Raw genomic sequence first — 14,587 nt, forward strand, 5'->3', positions numbered from 1 at the left:
GTTCCTGGCCGTCAGGGCAGCCACCGCGGCCTCAAGGAGTCGAGACCCGTGTCGGAAAACAAAGATCCTCAGGTAGCCGAGCAGGGCCAGAACGTTGAGGGCGTGAAGTTCGTTTACGACTTCACCGAGGGCAACAAGGACCTCAAGGACCTCCTGGGCGGCAAGGGCGCCAACCTCGCCGAGATGACCAACCTCGGTCTGCCGGTCCCGCCCGGCTTCACCATCACCACCGAGGCCTGCAAGGTCTACCTGGACAGCGGCGAGGAGCCGGCGGCACTGCGTGACGAGGTGAGTGCGCACCTCGACGCCCTCGAGTCCCGCATGGGCAAGAAGCTCGGCCAGCCCGACAACCCTCTGCTGGTCTCCGTCCGCTCCGGCGCCAAGTTCTCCATGCCCGGCATGATGGACACCGTCCTGAACATCGGCCTCTCCGACAAGTCGGTGCAGGGCCTGGCCAAGCAGTCCGGCGACGACCGGTTCGCCTGGGACTCCTACCGCCGCCTCATCCAGATGTTCGGCAAGACCGTCCTCGGCGTCGACGGCGACCTCTTCGAGGAGGCCCTCGAGGCGGCCAAGGAGGCCAAGAAGGTCACGGTCGACACCGACCTGCAGGCCGCCGACCTGAAGAAGCTCGTCACCACCTTCAAGAAGATCGTCAAGAAGGAGGCCGGCCGGGACTTCCCCCAGGACCCGCGCGAGCAGATGGACCTCGCCGTCAAGGCGGTCTTCGACTCGTGGAACGGCGACCGGGCGAAGCTGTACCGCCGGCAGGAGCGCATCCCGCACGACCTCGGCACGGCCGTCAACGTCTGCTCGATGGTCTTCGGCAACCTGGGCCCCGACTCCGGCACCGGCGTCGCCTTCACCCGCGACCCCGCCTCCGGCCACCAGGGCGTCTACGGCGACTACCTGCAGAACGCCCAGGGTGAGGACGTCGTCGCCGGCATCCGCAACACTGTCGCCCTCGCCGAGCTGGAACAGATCGACAAGAAGTCGTACGACCAGCTCATGCAGATCATGGAGACCCTGGAGAACCACTACAAGGACCTCTGCGACATCGAGTTCACGATCGAGCGCGGTCAGCTGTGGATGCTCCAGACGCGGGTGGGCAAGCGCACCGCGGGCGCCGCCTTCCGCATCGCCACGCAGCTCGTCGACCAGGGCCTGATCGACGAGACCGAAGCGCTCCAGCGCGTCACCGGCGCCCAGCTGGCCCAGCTGATGTTCCCGCGCTTCGACGAGCACGCGAAGGTCGAGCAGGTCGGGCGCGGCATCGCCGCGTCCCCCGGTGCGGCGGTGGGCAAGGCGGTCTTCGACTCCTACACGGCCGTCAAGTGGTCCCGCTCGGGCGAGAAGGTCATCCTGGTCCGCCGTGAGACCAACCCCGACGACCTGGACGGCATGATCGCGGCCGAGGGCATCCTCACGTCGCGGGGCGGCAAGACCTCCCACGCGGCCGTCGTCGCCCGCGGCATGGGCAAGACCTGTGTGTGCGGCGCGGAGGAGCTGGAGGTCGACACCAAGCGCCGCCGTATGACGGTGCCGGGCGGTCACGTCGTCGAGGAGGGCGACGTCATCTCCATCGACGGCTCCTCCGGCAAGGTCTACCTGGGCGAGGTCCCGGTCGTGCCGTCCCCCGTGGTCGAGTACTTCGAGGGCCGCATGCACCCCGGCGCCGACGACGCCGACGAACTGGTCGAGGCGGTCCACCGCATGATGGCCTTCGCCGACCGCAAGCGCCGCCTGCGGGTGCGCGCCAACGCCGACAACGCGGAAGACGCGCTGCGCGCCCGGCGCTTCGGCGCCCAGGGCATCGGCCTGTGCCGCACGGAGCACATGTTCCTCGGTGAGCGCCGCGAGATGGTCGAGAAGCTGATCCTCGCCGACACCGAGGGAGAGCGCGAGACCGCGCTGTCCCAGCTGCTGCCCCTCCAGAAGTCGGACTTCGTGGAGCTGTTCGAGGCGATGGACGGCCTCCCGGTCACCATCCGCCTCCTCGACCCCCCGCTGCACGAGTTCCTCCCCGACATCACGGAGCTGTCGGTCCGCGTGGCCCTGGCGGAGTCCCGTCAGGAGCCCCACGAGAACGAACTCCGCCTCCTGCAGGCCGTACACCGTCTGCACGAGCAGAACCCGATGCTGGGCCTGCGCGGTGTCCGCCTCGGCCTGGTCATCCCCGGTCTCTTCACCATGCAGGTCCGCGCGATCGCGGAAGCCGCGGCGGAGCGCAAGTCCGCGAAGGGCGACCCGCGCGCCGAGATCATGATCCCGCTGGTCGGCACGGTCCAGGAGCTGGAGATCGTCCGCGAGGAGGCCGACAAGGTCATCGCGGAGGTCGAGGCCGCGACCGGTACGCAGCTGAAGCTGGCGATCGGCACGATGATCGAGCTGCCGCGGGCCGCGCTGACCGCCGGTCAGATCGCCGAGGCCGCGCAGTTCTTCTCCTTCGGCACGAACGACCTGACGCAGACGGTGTGGGGCTTCAGCCGCGACGACGTCGAGGCCAGCTTCTTCACCGCGTACCTGGAGAAGGGCATCTTCGGCGTCTCCCCGTTCGAGACGATCGACAAGGACGGCGTCGGCTCCCTGGTGAAGTCGGCGGCGGAGGCGGGCCGGCGCACCCGCCCCGACCTGAAGCTCGGCGTCTGCGGCGAGCACGGCGGTGACCCCGAGTCCGTCCACTTCTTCCACGAGGTGGGTCTGGACTACGTCTCCTGCTCCCCCTTCCGCATCCCGGTGGCCCGCCTCGAGGCGGGACGCGCGGCGACCCAGTCGGCGGGCAGCGACCACCGCTAGGCCCGCGCGGGCCACATGACCCCGGAGCCGCCGCCGGTCCCCGACCCTCACCGATCGGCGACGGCTCCGGCGCACGAAGAAGAGAGGCGGCATCCTGTGCGGGGGTGCCGCCTCTCTGTGCATCACCTGGGGAGGCTGTCAAGCTGCGTCGGCGACCAGGCAAAATGGCGATTGCTGGCATGGGGTGCCGTGGAACCCTCTCGAAGCTGTTGTGCCCTCAGTGCGCCCTCCCACGTGAGGCTGTTCCGGCCACCTGCCGTCACCAAGAGACCCTGCCCTCATTCGGCACCATCCAGGGCGTTCCCTTCGTGTGCTCAGCTTGCCGAACTGACGCGGGCTCAGCCTGGTGAACGGGGCTGTCCAGGACGGCTCGGACGCCGTGATCACACCAGCCACCACGAGATCGTCTCAAAGATCGGAGGCACGGCGCGGGGAACGGCTGGCGCTGCTGGAGCGGTTCATCGACGTGTCGACAGAGGCCGAACGCTGCGCCTGCGCCCGGCCGTCCGAGCGGGATGACACCCATACTTGGTACCTCACGACCCGGGAAATCATGGCCAGGTTCTGGGTCGCGGATCGGCTCATCCGCATCCAATTCCCCCTCCCCGTGCACGACGCCGCACATGCGCACTTCCTCGACCTCGACCGAACGGTGGGGGAAGGCTTGCCCGACGGCGAGAGCGTGCGGGACTACCTGGAGGACAACCGGCCGGCGTCTCTGGACGCGGCTCGCGCGTCATGGGGTAGCGCACCCGGAGATCTTTTGCGGGACAGCCCTTGCGAGGTGGTGCGCGATTGAGGGCTGGGCGTGCCGGCCTGGCGGTTCGGCTGATGGGTGATCACCTCTCGGCGGCGCGGTCGGAGACCAGGCCGGCCACTCCCGAAGAACACCGAAGGCATCCGGTGCAAGCTGAAACGCCTGGTCACACGGTGCATCCTCACCGAACCCGAACCAGGCCTGTTCACTCAGCCCCGCACCTGACCATCAGCCCACCCCGCCGACCAGGGCCCCTTACCCAACCCCAAGACCGAAGCAGGCATTACGTCACGTGCCGCACTCTCAGAGGCGACCGAACCGGATCAACGCTGTTGCCGCATTGCTTCCTCGACCCTTGCCCTGGTCCGCCTTATCGCCCATGGGCCGGCTATCAGGACCGTAAGAGCAACCACACCCGAACTGACCAACGTTTCGGTCCACGGTGTTCCGCTTTGCCTCCACACCACGATCGCCGACGCAGTAGTCACAGCGTCGACCCCGAGCAGGACTGCCCATAGGCGGCCCGTAGACATCGATCTATCAGACATAGGCCGTACCTTACGACGTGGTGCGTGGTAGTGATCGAGGCACTGCCCAGGCATGAAGCAGGCCGTGCGGCTTGAGTGTTGTTGTGATGCAACACCTGGGCCGCACGGCCTTGTCCAAGCGCATCTTCACCGGCCTCCAGCCGCGGCGGCTCGGCAAACTCGTCCCGGCACTCCGCCTCACCGCCTCACCACCCGGCCCACCCCACTGCCCTCTTTCGTAATCGCCGTGCATGGTTGATCGTTGGGCCGTGCATCGATGACGAACGTCAGGGGGCACGGACGATGACGATGAGCCGTAGGGGACTGCTGGCCGCGGGAGCCGGGGCAGGGGTGGGGCTGCTCGCCGCCTGTGGGTCCGACACCGGGCGCGGCGGCGGGGGTTCCGGGGCGGAGTTGTCCCAGTGGTATCACCAGTACGGCGAGGCGGGTACCGAGCAGGCCGTCGAGCGGTATGCCGCCGCCTACAAGAAGGCGCGAGTCGCAGTGCAGTGGCGGCCCGGGAACTACGACCAGCAGACCGCCGCCGCCCTGCTCACCGACTCCGGTCCGGACGTCTTCGAGGTCAACGGCCCCACACTGGACCAGATCCAGGGCGGTCAGGTCGTCGACCTCACGGAGCTGGTCAAGGACGTCGAGGGCGACTTCGACCCGGCCGTGCTCGAGCCGAAGACGTACGACAGCAGGGTCTGGGGCATCCCGCAGGCCATCGACATGCAGATGCTCTACTACCGGAAGAGCCTGCTGAAGGACGCCGGGGTCGAGCCGCCTGCCACCCTCGACGCCCTCGTGGACGCGGCCCGGAAGCTCACCGGCAGCAAGGTCAAGGGACTGTTCCTGGGAAACGACGGGGGAGCCGGTGTGCTCGGTGGTACGCCCCTGTACGCCGCCGGGCTCCAGCTCGTCACCGGGGACGGCAAGGTCGGCTTCGACGACCCCGCCGCCGCCCGCACCCTCGGCAAGCTGCACCGGCTGTACGCCGACAAGTCCCTCCTGCTCGGCGCGCCCGCCGACTGGTCGGACCCCTCCGCCTTCGTCCAGGGGCTGACCGCGATGCAGTGGTGCGGGCTGTGGGCACTGCCGCAGGTGCAGAAGGAGCTGGGGGACGACTTCGGCGTCCTTCCGTTCCCGAAGGACGGCGGCGGCCGGCCGTCCGTGCCCGTCGGGGCGTACGGCGCCGCCGTGAGCGCGCGCAGCAGGCACAAGGAGGCCGCCAAGGAGTTCGTGCGCTGGTTGTGGGTCGAACGCGCCGACCTCCAGGAGGACTTCGCGCTGTCCTACGGCTTCCACATCCCGGCCCGCGTCTCCCTCGCGAAGAAGGCCGCCAAGTTGCGGTCCGGCCCCGCCGCGGACGCCGTCCGCTTCACCACCGAGCACGGGTACGCCCAGCCGCTGCTGTGGACGCCGGCCGGCCAGACCGCCTACCAGGACGCGCTCAGCCGGATCATCAGAGGCGGGGCGAGTCCGGAGAGCGAACTGCGGGCCGTCGTACGGAAGGTGGCCGGTGAGCTCGACCGGGTGAAGAAGGCGAAGAAGACGTCGTGAGGCGCCGCGGGACCCTCTGGTTCTGGGTGTTCGTCGGGCCGTTCGCGCTCGGCCTCGCGCTGTTCACCTATGTTCCGCTGCTGTGGAGCGTGGGTCTGAGCTTCTTCGACGCCCACAACACCGTCACGCCCACGCACTTCGTCGGGCTGGACAACTACGCGGCGATGCTGGGCGACGACGCGTTCGTCGACAGCCTGAGGACCTTTGCCGTCTTCACCGCCTTCATCGTGCCGGTCACGTACGCGTGCTCGCTCTCCCTCGCCCTGATGGTGAACCGTCTGAAGCGCGCTCGGGCGTTCTTCCGGTCGGTCTTCTTCCTTCCGGCCGCGTGCAGTTACGTCGTGGCCGCGCTGGTGTGGAAGATGTCGCTGTTCAACGGGGTGCGGTTCGGGCTCGCCAACACCGTGCTGGGGTGGTTCGGCGGCGATCCGGTCGCCTGGCTGTCCACGACGGATCCGCCCTGGTACTGGCTGGTCATCGTGACCGTACGGCTGTGGCTGCAGGCCGGGTTCTACATGATCCTCTTCCTGGCCGGGCTGCAGCGGATCGACCCGGTGCTGTACGAGGCGGCCGCCGTGGACGGTGCCCGGCCCGGCTGGACGGTGCTGCGGCACATCACCCTGCCGCAGCTGCGGACCACCTCGGTCGCGGTTCTGCTGCTGCTCGTCGTCAACGCCTTCCAGGCCTTCGACGAGTTCTACAACCTGCTGTCGGACGCGCGCGGGTATCCGCCGTACGCCCGGCCGCCGCTGGTCTACCTGTACTACACCGCCCTGGGGCAGGGGCAGGACCTCGGGCTGGGCAGTGCGGGCGCGGTGATCCTCGCGCTGGTCATCGTCGTCGTCACCGTGGGGCAGGCGCGGTGGCTGCGGCTGGGGAGGACGGACGCCGATGGATGACGCGCTGGTACGGGCCGGGCGGGCGCTGCGGGTGGTGCTGCTCGTCGTGCTGGCCCTGCTCTTCCTCGTCCCCTTCTATCTGCTGGTGCGCAACGGGCTGTCGAGCGAGCGGGACATCACCTCTCCGGAATGGACCTTCTTCCCCGCGGAGCTGCGGTGGGGCAACGTCCGGGAACTGTTCGACGATCCCTCCGTCCCCTTCGCCCGTTCACTGCTCAACTCCGCGCTGATCGCCGTCGCGACCACGCTGGGCACCCTCCTGCTCGCCTCCCTCGCCGGTTACGGCCTCGCCCGTGTTCCGTACCGGCACGCGAACAAGGTCTTCTACGGCATTCTCGGCACCCTGCTGGTCCCGGCCGCCGTCACCTTCGTACCGAGCTTCGTGCTGGTGTCGTCGCTGGGCTGGATCTCGACCCTGCGCGGGCTGATCGTCCCGACGCTGTTCTCCGCCTTCGCCTGCTTCGTCTTCCGCCAGTACTTCCTGGGCTTCCCCAGGGAGCTGGAGGACGCGGCGCAGGTCGACGGGCTCGGGTACTGGCGGACGTACTGGCTGGTCGTGGTGCCGAACGCGCGGCCGGTGTTCGCCGCCGTCGGGACGATCGTGTTCCTCGGCGCGTGGAACTCCTTCCTGTGGCCGCTGGTCATCGGGCAGGACCGGAGCGCCTGGACGGTGCAGGTGGCGCTGTCGTCCTTCACCACGTCCCAGGTCGTGCGGCTGCACGAGCTGTTCGTCGCCGCGGCTGTGTCGATCCTGCCGCTGCTGCTGGTGTTCCTCTGCTTCCAGCGGTGGATCGTGGCGGGGGTGGAGCGGTCCGGGATCGACTGAGCGTGGTCAGGCCGTGGAGCCGCCGTCCACCACCAGGTCGGTGCCGACCACCGAGGCCGCGTCGTCCGAGGCCAGGTAGAGCACGGCGGCGGCGACCTCCTCGACGGTGCAGACCCGGCCGAGCGGAACCTCGGCGCGCATCCGGGCGGCCCGGCCGGCCTCGGTCTCGCCGGGCTTGTAGGACATGTCCGTGGCGGTGGGGCCGGGGCTGACGGCGTTGATGCGCACACCGTCGGCGATGTGGTCCAGGGCGGCGCTGCGGCTGAGCACCGACACGGCCGCCTTGGTGACGGCGTAGCCGGTGGTGCCGGGCAGCCGGCTGTGCACGCCGATCCGGGAGGCGATGTTCACGACGGCGCCGCCGTCCGGCTGCGTCCGCATCTGGGCGACCTCGGCCTGGAGGGCGAGCAGGACGCCGGTGACGTTGATGTCCAGCATGCGGCGCCAGTCCTCCTCGGCCAGGTCGGCCGCGGCCTGCCCACGGCCCTCCAGGACGCCGGCGTTGTTCACCGCCACGTCGAGGGAGCCGAACCGGTCCACCGCGGCGGCCACCAGGGCCCGCAGGTCGTCGGCGCTGGTCACGTCCGCGGTGACGGCGAGCACCTTGCCGCCCGCCCGCTCGATGAACGCCGCCGTCTCCTCCAGCGGCTCCCTGCGGCGCCCGGCGACGACGACGTCGGCGCCTTCGCGGGCGAAGGCGAGCGCGATGCCGCGGCCGATGCCGGTGCCGGCCCCGGTGACGAGGGCCGTGCGGCCGGTGAAGCGATGCGTCATGGTGATCCCCCTTTTCCTCGACCGATCTTTCTTGACTGATCGGTTCAGTATGCGGTGCCAAAAAAGGCGCTGCCGACCGTGTGTCTCAGTCGAGCAGCGCCAGGGCCTGCTCCGCCGCGTCCCGCACCCTGGCCGGGTCCGCGGCGGCCTTGCCGACCACCCGCAGGCCCTGCATCAGGACGAGCAGCATACGGGCGAGGGCGAGCGGATCGCGGTCCCGGGACAGCTCGCCCTGCGCCTGGGCGCGGACCAGTGCGGAGTGCAGCAGGGTCTCCAGGCCGTCCCAGCTCTGCCGCACCCGGCCGGCCGAGGCGGCGTCGTGCGGGGCCAGTTCGACGGCCGTGTTGGTGACCAGGCAGCCCTGCTCCCGGGAGGCGTCCGCCGCGGCCTCGGCGGCGAACCGCCGGACCAGTCGGCGGACGGCCGGCAGCACCGGACCCGGCGGGGACAGCTCCCGGGTCAGCAGCGGGTTCTGGGCCTGCCCGTACCGGTCCAGCGCCTTCAGGTACAGCTCGTGCTTGCTGCCGAAGGTCGCGTACAGGCTCGCCCGGCCGATTCCCAGGTGCTCGACCAGATCGGCCACCGAGGTCGCCTCGTAGCCGCGCCGCCAGAACAGCTCGAGGGCGGACTGCAGCGCGGCGTCCGGATCGAACTCCCTGCTCCTGGCCACGTGCCGCAGACTAGATTTTCCGGAACGATCGGTCAAGTGAATCGGGGAGAATTCAGGCCGCGCGCACCTCGTACGCCGTCACCCGTACCTCCCCGTCGTCCAGGCACTCCCCGCTGACCAGGTCGAAGCGCTGCTTCAGCAGGGGCGAGGCGACGAACGGGCGGCCGACGTGGGTGCCGGTCAGGCCGCGGGAGAGGACGGCCGCGCCGGTGAACGGGTCGCGGTTGTCGATGGCGTACAGGCGGTCGGCGCGGTCCCGGAAGAGGGCCACCTGGCGGCCGTCCGGCAGCAGGGCGGCCACCCCGCGGCCCGGGGTGAGCACGCTGAGGTCGCAGGCGGTGAACCAGTCGTCCTCCAGCCGGAGCTGGACCTTCAGATCGGTGGTCTCCAGAGCCAGGGTCATCGCTGGGCGCTTCCTTCCAGGACGTCGTCGGCGGGCCGCAGGCCGATGGACAGCAGCGGCAGGTCGGGCTTGATCTGGTCGCGCTCGGGGACGAAGGCGACCACGGGGTCCGGGGTGTCCGGGGCGTTCACGAAGGACACGAACCGGGCGAGCTTCTCCGGGTCGTCGATGGTCTGCGCCCACTCGTCGCGGTAGTGGGCGACATGTGCCCGCATCAGCCGTTCCAGCTCGTCGCAGATGCCGAGCGAGTCGTGCACCACCACGTCCCGTACGTGGTCCAGGCCGCCGGGGATGCGCTCCAGCCACACGCTGGTGCGCTCCAGGCGGTCGGCGGTGCGGATGTAGAACATCAGGAACCGGTCGATCAGGCGGACCAGTTCCGCGTCGGACAGGTCCTGGGCGAGCAGGTCCGCGTGGCGTGGGGTGGCGCCGCCGTTGCCCCCGACGTACAGGTTCCAGCCGCCGGCCGTGGCGATCACGCCGAAGTCCTTCGACTGGGCCTCGGCGCACTCGCGCTGACAGCCGGACACCGCCGACTTCAGCTTGTGCGGCGACCTCAGGCCCCGGTAGCGCAGCTCCAGGTCGATCGCCATGCGGACCGAGTCCTGCACGCCGTAGCGGCACCAGGTGGAGCCGACGCAGGACTTCACCGTGCGCAGCGCCTTGCCGTAGGCGTGCCCGGACTCGAAGCCGGCGTCCACCAGCCGGGTCCAGATCAACGGCAGTTGCTCGACCCGGGCGCCGAACATGTCGATCCGCTGGCCGCCGGTGATCTTCGTGTAGAGGCCGAAGTCCCGCGCGATCTCACCGATCACGATCAGTTTCTCGGGCGCGATCTCGCCGCCGGGGATGCGCGGCACGACCGAGTACGAGCCGTTCTTCTGCAGGTTGGCCAGGAAGTGGTCGTTGGTGTCCTGAAGGGCCGCCTGCTCGCCGTCCAGGACATGGCCGCTCGCGCCGATCGCCGGGGCGAGGGAGGCGATGATCGAGCCGACCGCGGGCTTGCAGACCTCGCAGCCGTCCCCGCCCCGGGCGCCGTCACGGCCGTAGCGGTCCAGCAGGTCCTGGTACGACGTGATGCGCAGGGCGAGGACGATCTCGTACAGCTCCTCGCGGGTGCGGGCGAAACAGCCGCACAGGCCCTTGTCGACCTCGATGCCGGACGCCTCCAGCTCGGCGTCGACGAGCTGGCCGAGCACCTTGACGCAGGAGCCGCAGCCGGTGCCGGCCTTGGTGCACTTCTTCACCTCGGGCACGGTGGAGCACTTGTGCGCGGTCACCGCCGCGCGGATCGTGCCCTTGCTGACGTTGTGGCAGGAGCAGATGATCGCCTCGTCCGGCAGCGCGGACGGGCCGAGCCGGGCCCCCGAGTCGGCTCCGGCGGGCAGGACGAGCGACTCGGGGGAGACGGGGGGCACCGAGCCGGTCAGTGCGCGCAGGGTGCCGTAGGCCTCCGCGTCGCCGACCAGGATGCCGCCGAGGAGCGTGCCGTCCGGGCCGATGACCAGCTTCTTGTACAGGCCGGCGCGGGAGTCGGAGTAGACGACGTCGAGGCAGTCCTCGGTGGTGCCGTGCGCGTCACCGAAGGAGGCCACGTCCACGCCGAGCAGCTTCAGCTTGGTGGACAGGTCGGCGCCGGTGAAGGACGCCTCGTCGGCGGCGATGGTGGCCGCGGCCGTCTCCGCCTGCTCGTAGCCGGGCGCCACCAGGCCGTACACCCGGCCGTCCGCGGCCAGCGCGCACTCGCCGATCGCGAAGACGTGCGGGTCGCCGACCGTACGGCACTGCTCGTCGACCGTGATGCCGCCGCGCTCGCCGACCGCCAGGCCGCAGTCGCGGGCCAGCTGGTCGCGGGGGCGGACGCCGGCGCTGAACACCACCATGTCCGTGGCGAGTTCGGAACCGTCGGACAGTTTCATGCCGGTGACCGCGCCCGCCGCGTCCGTCACGATCTCCTGTGTGCCCACACCGGTGTGCACGGTCAGGCCCATGCCCTCGATGGTCCGCAGCAGCGTCGCGCCGCCGCCCTCGTCGACCTGCACCGGCATCAGGCGCGGCGCGAACTCCACGATGTGCGCGGCCAGTCCGAGGCCGTTCAGCGCCCCGGCCGCCTCCAGGCCGAGCAGTCCGCCGCCGACCACCGCGCCGGTCGTCGCCCGCGTCTTCGCGTACTCCTCGATGGCGAGCAGGTCCTCGATGGTGCGGTAGACGAAACAGCCGGTCGCGTCCTTGTTCGGCACCGGCGGCACGAACGGGTAGGAGCCGGTGGCCAGCACGAGCGTGTCGTACCCGAAGACCTGGCCGGACCTGGCCGTGACCGTCCTCGCCTCGCGGTCGATCGTCTCCGCCGGGTCGCCGACGTGGAGCTCGATGCCGTGGTCCTTGATGAACCCCATGTCGGTCAGGGAGAGTTCCTCGGCGGTCCTGCCCGAGAAGTACGAGGTGAGGGCGACGCGGTCGTAGGCCGGTCGCGGTTCCTCGCACAGCACGACCACGCGGTGCGTGGCGGTCAGGCCGCGCTCGGCCAGCGCTTCGAGGAAGCGCTGGCCGACCATGCCGTGGCCGACGAGCACGATCGTGGGGGTCGCCCCCGGGGCGGTGGTCATCAGGAGCCTCCGTCATTGGTGAGCAGGTGGAGCAGGGGGCCGCCGTCGGAGGGGAGCGGCTCCGCTCCCTCCCAGGCGCGGGCGAGCGCGCCGACGGTGCCGAGTTCGCCGACGAGGACCCCGCCGACCAGGCGGTCGTCGCGGACGACGACCTTGCGGTAGGTGCCGCGGGTGGCGTCGGCGAGCCGTACGACGTCGTCGCCGGGGCGCGCCTCGGTCTCGCCGAACGCGGCCAGGTCGAAGGGGGAGCCCGGGCCGGTGAGGGTCAGCCGGGTCAGGGAACGGGTGCCGCAGTAGCGGGCACCGGGGTTGCCCGCGAGCAGCTCGGCGAGTGCGTCGGCCTGTTCGACGGCGGGCGCGGCCAGGCCGTAGACCGTGCCGTCGTGCTGGACGCAGTCGCCCACGGCGTGGATGTGCGGGTCGGAGGTGCGCAGTGCGTCGTCGACGAGGATGCCCCGGTGGACGCCGAGTCCGGCCTGTTCGGCGAGTCCGGTGCGCGGGTGCACCCCGCAGGCGAGTACGACGAGGTCGGCGTCCAGGGCGTATCCGTCGGCCATCTCCACCGAGCGCACCGCGCCCGCGACGCAGCGCACGTCCCGCACCCGGCACTCGGTGTGCACCTCGACGCCCAGGTCGGTGAGGTGCCGCAGCACCAGCCGGGAGGCGTCCGGGTCGAGCTGGCGTTCCATGATCCGCTCGGCCTGCTGGGCGAGGACCACCTGGGCGCCGCGCACGGCGAGCGCGCGGGCGGCCGAGACGCCGAGCAGCCCGCCCCCGACGACGACCGCGCGCACACCCGGCCGGACCGCCTCGGCCAGTCCCAGGCAGTCGTCCATCGTGCGGAAGGCGTGGACGCCCTCGGGGAGTTGGTGGTCGGCGGTGAACAGGCCGCGCAGCGGCGGCAGCACCGGATTGGACCCGGTGGCCAGCACCAGCGTGTCGTACGCGATCGACGAGCCGTCGGCGCACCCGACGGTCCGGGCGGCCCGGTCGATGCCGGTGACCCGGGCCCGCAGCAGGCCCTCGGGGGCGGGCAGAGCGATCACCTCGGGGGCGTACCGGCCGGCCAGCACCTCGGCGAGCAGTACGCGGTTGTACGGCGGGTGCTCCTCCTCGCCGACGAGCAGCGCGGGCGTGCCCAGCTCGCCGAGCCGCCGGGCGAGCCGTACGCCCGCCAGGCCGGCGCCGATCACCACCACACGCGTATTCGAGGTCATGCCCTTGAGCGTGCGGTCCCGGCGTTACCCGGCCGCATCACGCCTGTTTCCCGTGGGGAACGCTGCCCTCAGCGGGGACGCACGCAGGGTGTGAGGGGTCCGTGCGGGCGCCGGGAGGGGCTGTGAGGGGCGCGGGGTGTCACCGGCCCCCGGTCAGGTGCGCGAACACCACGACGTTGCCCAGATAGCCCGCGGTCTTCGAGTAGCCGCCGCCGCAGGTGATGACGCGGAGTTCGGGGCGGGGTGCCGCGCCGTACACCTTGTGGTCGGGGAAGTTGTTCGCCGCGTACACCTCCACCGCGTCCACGGTGAACACGGCCACGCTGCCGTCCTTGCGGTCCACCTCGATGCGGGCGCCCCGCTTGAGTGCGCCGAGGTCGTAGAAGACGGCGGGACCCTCGGCGTTGTCGACATGGCCGGCGACGATCGCGGTGCCCGTCTCGCCGGGAATGGTGCCGGCCTCGTACCAGCCGGCCAGGTTCTTGTTCCGGGCGGGCGGCACGTCCAGGCTGCCGGAACGGGTGAGGGCCAGGCCCATCAGCGGTGCGTCGACGTGGATCGCGGGTATGCGGATGCGGGTCGGCAGGGACGGGGCGAGGGCGGGCGCCGCGAGCCGCTCGTCACCCGGATCCGGCCGGCCCTCGACGGCGGCCGGCTGCGGCGGCGCGTGCGTCCCGGCGCCGCAGCCGAGGAGCCACACCCCGGAGCCCAGGGCCACGACGGTGACCGCGGCTATCGCCGTGTCGCCGAGCCTGTCCCGGCTGGTTCTGCTGTGCATACGCACCCTCTCCCGGAGGCGGGCCCCCGACGACCGCGGGCGGCCCCTTTTCGGCCCCCGTCCCCCTCCGGGCCACGAGGGGCATCGGGCCCGGAGGGGGCGGGACGTGCGGTACCGGCGGACGGACAGCGGAGGGTGTCCGTCAGATCCCGTCGCCTCTCGCCCGGCGATGCAGGAGCCAGGTACCGCCCGCGGCGGCGACGGCCAGCGCCGCCACACCCGCCGCGGTCTGCACGGGGTCGGGACCGAGCGCGCCGCCGACCCCCGTCTTCATGCTTCCTCGCGGCTGCACTTCGTGCGTCGCGCTCAACGCCGTCGCGCTCAACGCCACCACCAGGTCGCCCGTCACCTGCCGGTCGCCCTCGGCGCACTTGGCGACGATCTCGTACGTCCCCGGCTGTGCGCTCTCCGGCACCTGGAACTGGCCGATCGCCTCGCCCTTGTGCGCGCTGGGCGCCAGGGTGAAGGTGCCGGCGCCGACCGCGGTCGCGTCCCCGGCCGCCGAGCCCTTGTCGCCGCACGCGGCGGTGTTCACCGTGACCTGGCCGCCGGGCGCCACGGTGGAGGGGTACACGTCGAGCCTGCCGGTGCCGGCCCAGGCGGGTGCCGCGGCCACCACGACGAGCGCGGTACCGGTCAGCAGACGGGCTGTGCGTCGCATGGTGCTCCCCAGGGCCTCACGTCTCTCGGTGCGTTCGTTACCGAGGAAAGCCGCAGTCCGGACGATCCGCTTGCCGAGAGCTCGTCAGGAATGCGGTGAACGGGTGGCGG

12 protein-coding genes and 1 pseudogene are annotated in these 14,587 nt (G+C 71.0%); 5 read left to right on the plus strand and 8 right to left on the minus strand.

Annotated elements, in window-relative coordinates; translation table 11 throughout:
* The first annotated feature begins 48 nt into the window (after nucleotides 1–48).
* Complete coding sequence (gene ppdK / locus ABZ919_RS08905) at nucleotides 49–2,796, plus strand: pyruvate, phosphate dikinase (protein WP_361244343.1); 2,748 nt, start codon at nucleotides 49–51, stop codon at nucleotides 2,794–2,796.
* 309 nt (nucleotides 2,797–3,105) lie between these two features.
* Here ppdK and ABZ919_RS08910 read toward each other — a convergent pair.
* A pseudogene (locus ABZ919_RS08910) lies at nucleotides 3,106–3,192 on the minus strand (IS5/IS1182 family transposase); the annotation flags it as partial.
* Here ABZ919_RS08910 and ABZ919_RS08915 point away from each other — a divergent pair.
* The 4 genes from ABZ919_RS08915 to ABZ919_RS08930 all read left to right on the plus strand — a co-directional run bounded on the left by ABZ919_RS08915 (nucleotide 3,176) and on the right by ABZ919_RS08930 (nucleotide 7,368).
* Nucleotides 3,176–3,595: a hypothetical protein gene (locus ABZ919_RS08915; RefSeq protein ID WP_361244346.1), complete on the plus strand. Its 420-nt coding sequence runs from the start codon at nucleotides 3,176–3,178 to the stop codon at nucleotides 3,593–3,595. The pseudogene ABZ919_RS08910 and the gene ABZ919_RS08915 sit on opposite strands and share 17 nt — an antisense overlap.
* 788 nt (nucleotides 3,596–4,383) lie before the next feature.
* Complete coding sequence (locus ABZ919_RS08920; protein ID WP_361244349.1) at nucleotides 4,384–5,643, plus strand: sugar ABC transporter substrate-binding protein; 1,260 nt, start codon at nucleotides 4,384–4,386, stop codon at nucleotides 5,641–5,643.
* Nucleotides 5,640–6,542: a sugar ABC transporter permease gene (locus ABZ919_RS08925; protein ID WP_361244352.1), complete on the plus strand. Its 903-nt coding sequence runs from the start codon at nucleotides 5,640–5,642 to the stop codon at nucleotides 6,540–6,542. Before ABZ919_RS08920 ends, ABZ919_RS08925 begins: the two co-directional genes overlap by 4 nt.
* Nucleotides 6,535–7,368, plus strand: a complete 834-nt coding sequence (locus ABZ919_RS08930; RefSeq protein ID WP_361244355.1) for a carbohydrate ABC transporter permease — start codon at nucleotides 6,535–6,537, stop codon at nucleotides 7,366–7,368. Before ABZ919_RS08925 ends, ABZ919_RS08930 begins: the two co-directional genes overlap by 8 nt.
* Before the next feature lie 6 nt (nucleotides 7,369–7,374).
* Here the strand turns inward: ABZ919_RS08930 and ABZ919_RS08935 are convergent, their stop codons facing one another.
* The 7 genes from ABZ919_RS08935 to ABZ919_RS08965 all read right to left on the minus strand — a co-directional run bounded on the left by ABZ919_RS08935 (nucleotide 7,375) and on the right by ABZ919_RS08965 (nucleotide 14,477).
* Nucleotides 7,375–8,142: an SDR family oxidoreductase gene (locus tag ABZ919_RS08935; protein WP_361244357.1), complete on the minus strand. Its 768-nt coding sequence runs from the start codon at nucleotides 8,140–8,142 to the stop codon at nucleotides 7,375–7,377.
* A gap of 85 nt (nucleotides 8,143–8,227) precedes the next feature.
* Entirely contained in the window at nucleotides 8,228–8,812 is a 585-nt protein-coding gene (locus tag ABZ919_RS08940; protein ID WP_361244360.1) for a TetR family transcriptional regulator, read from the minus strand.
* A 52-nt stretch (nucleotides 8,813–8,864) separates the two neighbouring features.
* Nucleotides 8,865–9,215: a nitrite reductase small subunit NirD gene (gene nirD, locus ABZ919_RS08945; protein WP_361244363.1), complete on the minus strand. Its 351-nt coding sequence runs from the start codon at nucleotides 9,213–9,215 to the stop codon at nucleotides 8,865–8,867.
* Nucleotides 9,212–11,821, minus strand: coding sequence for a nitrite reductase large subunit NirB (gene nirB / locus ABZ919_RS08950; RefSeq protein ID WP_361244366.1), 2,610 nt, complete (start codon nucleotides 11,819–11,821; stop codon nucleotides 9,212–9,214). Before nirB ends, nirD begins: the two co-directional genes overlap by 4 nt.
* Nucleotides 11,821–13,038, minus strand: coding sequence for an FAD-dependent oxidoreductase (locus tag ABZ919_RS08955; RefSeq protein WP_361244369.1), 1,218 nt, complete (start codon nucleotides 13,036–13,038; stop codon nucleotides 11,821–11,823). Before ABZ919_RS08955 ends, nirB begins: the two co-directional genes overlap by 1 nt.
* A gap of 139 nt (nucleotides 13,039–13,177) precedes the next feature.
* Complete coding sequence (locus ABZ919_RS08960) at nucleotides 13,178–13,816, minus strand: class F sortase (protein WP_361244372.1); 639 nt, start codon at nucleotides 13,814–13,816, stop codon at nucleotides 13,178–13,180.
* 142 nt (nucleotides 13,817–13,958) lie between these two features.
* The gene (locus tag ABZ919_RS08965) at nucleotides 13,959–14,477 is read right to left on the minus strand and encodes a hypothetical protein (protein WP_361244375.1); all 519 of its coding nucleotides are present in this window, start codon (nucleotides 14,475–14,477) and stop codon (nucleotides 13,959–13,961) included.
* Between the last annotated feature and the right edge of the window lie 110 nt (nucleotides 14,478–14,587).

The organism is Streptomyces sp. NPDC046759 (assembly GCF_040645475.1).
Lineage (GTDB): Bacteria > Actinomycetota > Actinomycetes > Streptomycetales > Streptomycetaceae > Streptomyces.

Coding starts and splice junctions, on each gene's coding strand:
- ABZ919_RS08955 (WP_361244369.1), bottom strand. CDS start 13,038: ATGACCTCGAATACGCGTGTGGTGGTGATCGGCGCCGGCCTGGCGGGC.
- ABZ919_RS08935 (WP_361244357.1), bottom strand. CDS start 8,142: ATGACGCATCGCTTCACCGGCCGCACGGCCCTCGTCACCGGGGCCGGC.
- nirB (WP_361244366.1), bottom strand. CDS start 11,821: ATGACCACCGCCCCGGGGGCGACCCCCACGATCGTGCTCGTCGGCCAC.
- ABZ919_RS08920 (WP_361244349.1), top strand. CDS start 4,384: ATGACGATGAGCCGTAGGGGACTGCTGGCCGCGGGAGCCGGGGCAGGG.
- nirD (WP_361244363.1), bottom strand. CDS start 9,215: ATGACCCTGGCTCTGGAGACCACCGATCTGAAGGTCCAGCTCCGGCTG.
- ABZ919_RS08960 (WP_361244372.1), bottom strand. CDS start 13,816: ATGCACAGCAGAACCAGCCGGGACAGGCTCGGCGACACGGCGATAGCC.
- ABZ919_RS08930 (WP_361244355.1), top strand. CDS start 6,535: ATGGATGACGCGCTGGTACGGGCCGGGCGGGCGCTGCGGGTGGTGCTG.
- ABZ919_RS08965 (WP_361244375.1), bottom strand. CDS start 14,477: ATGCGACGCACAGCCCGTCTGCTGACCGGTACCGCGCTCGTCGTGGTG.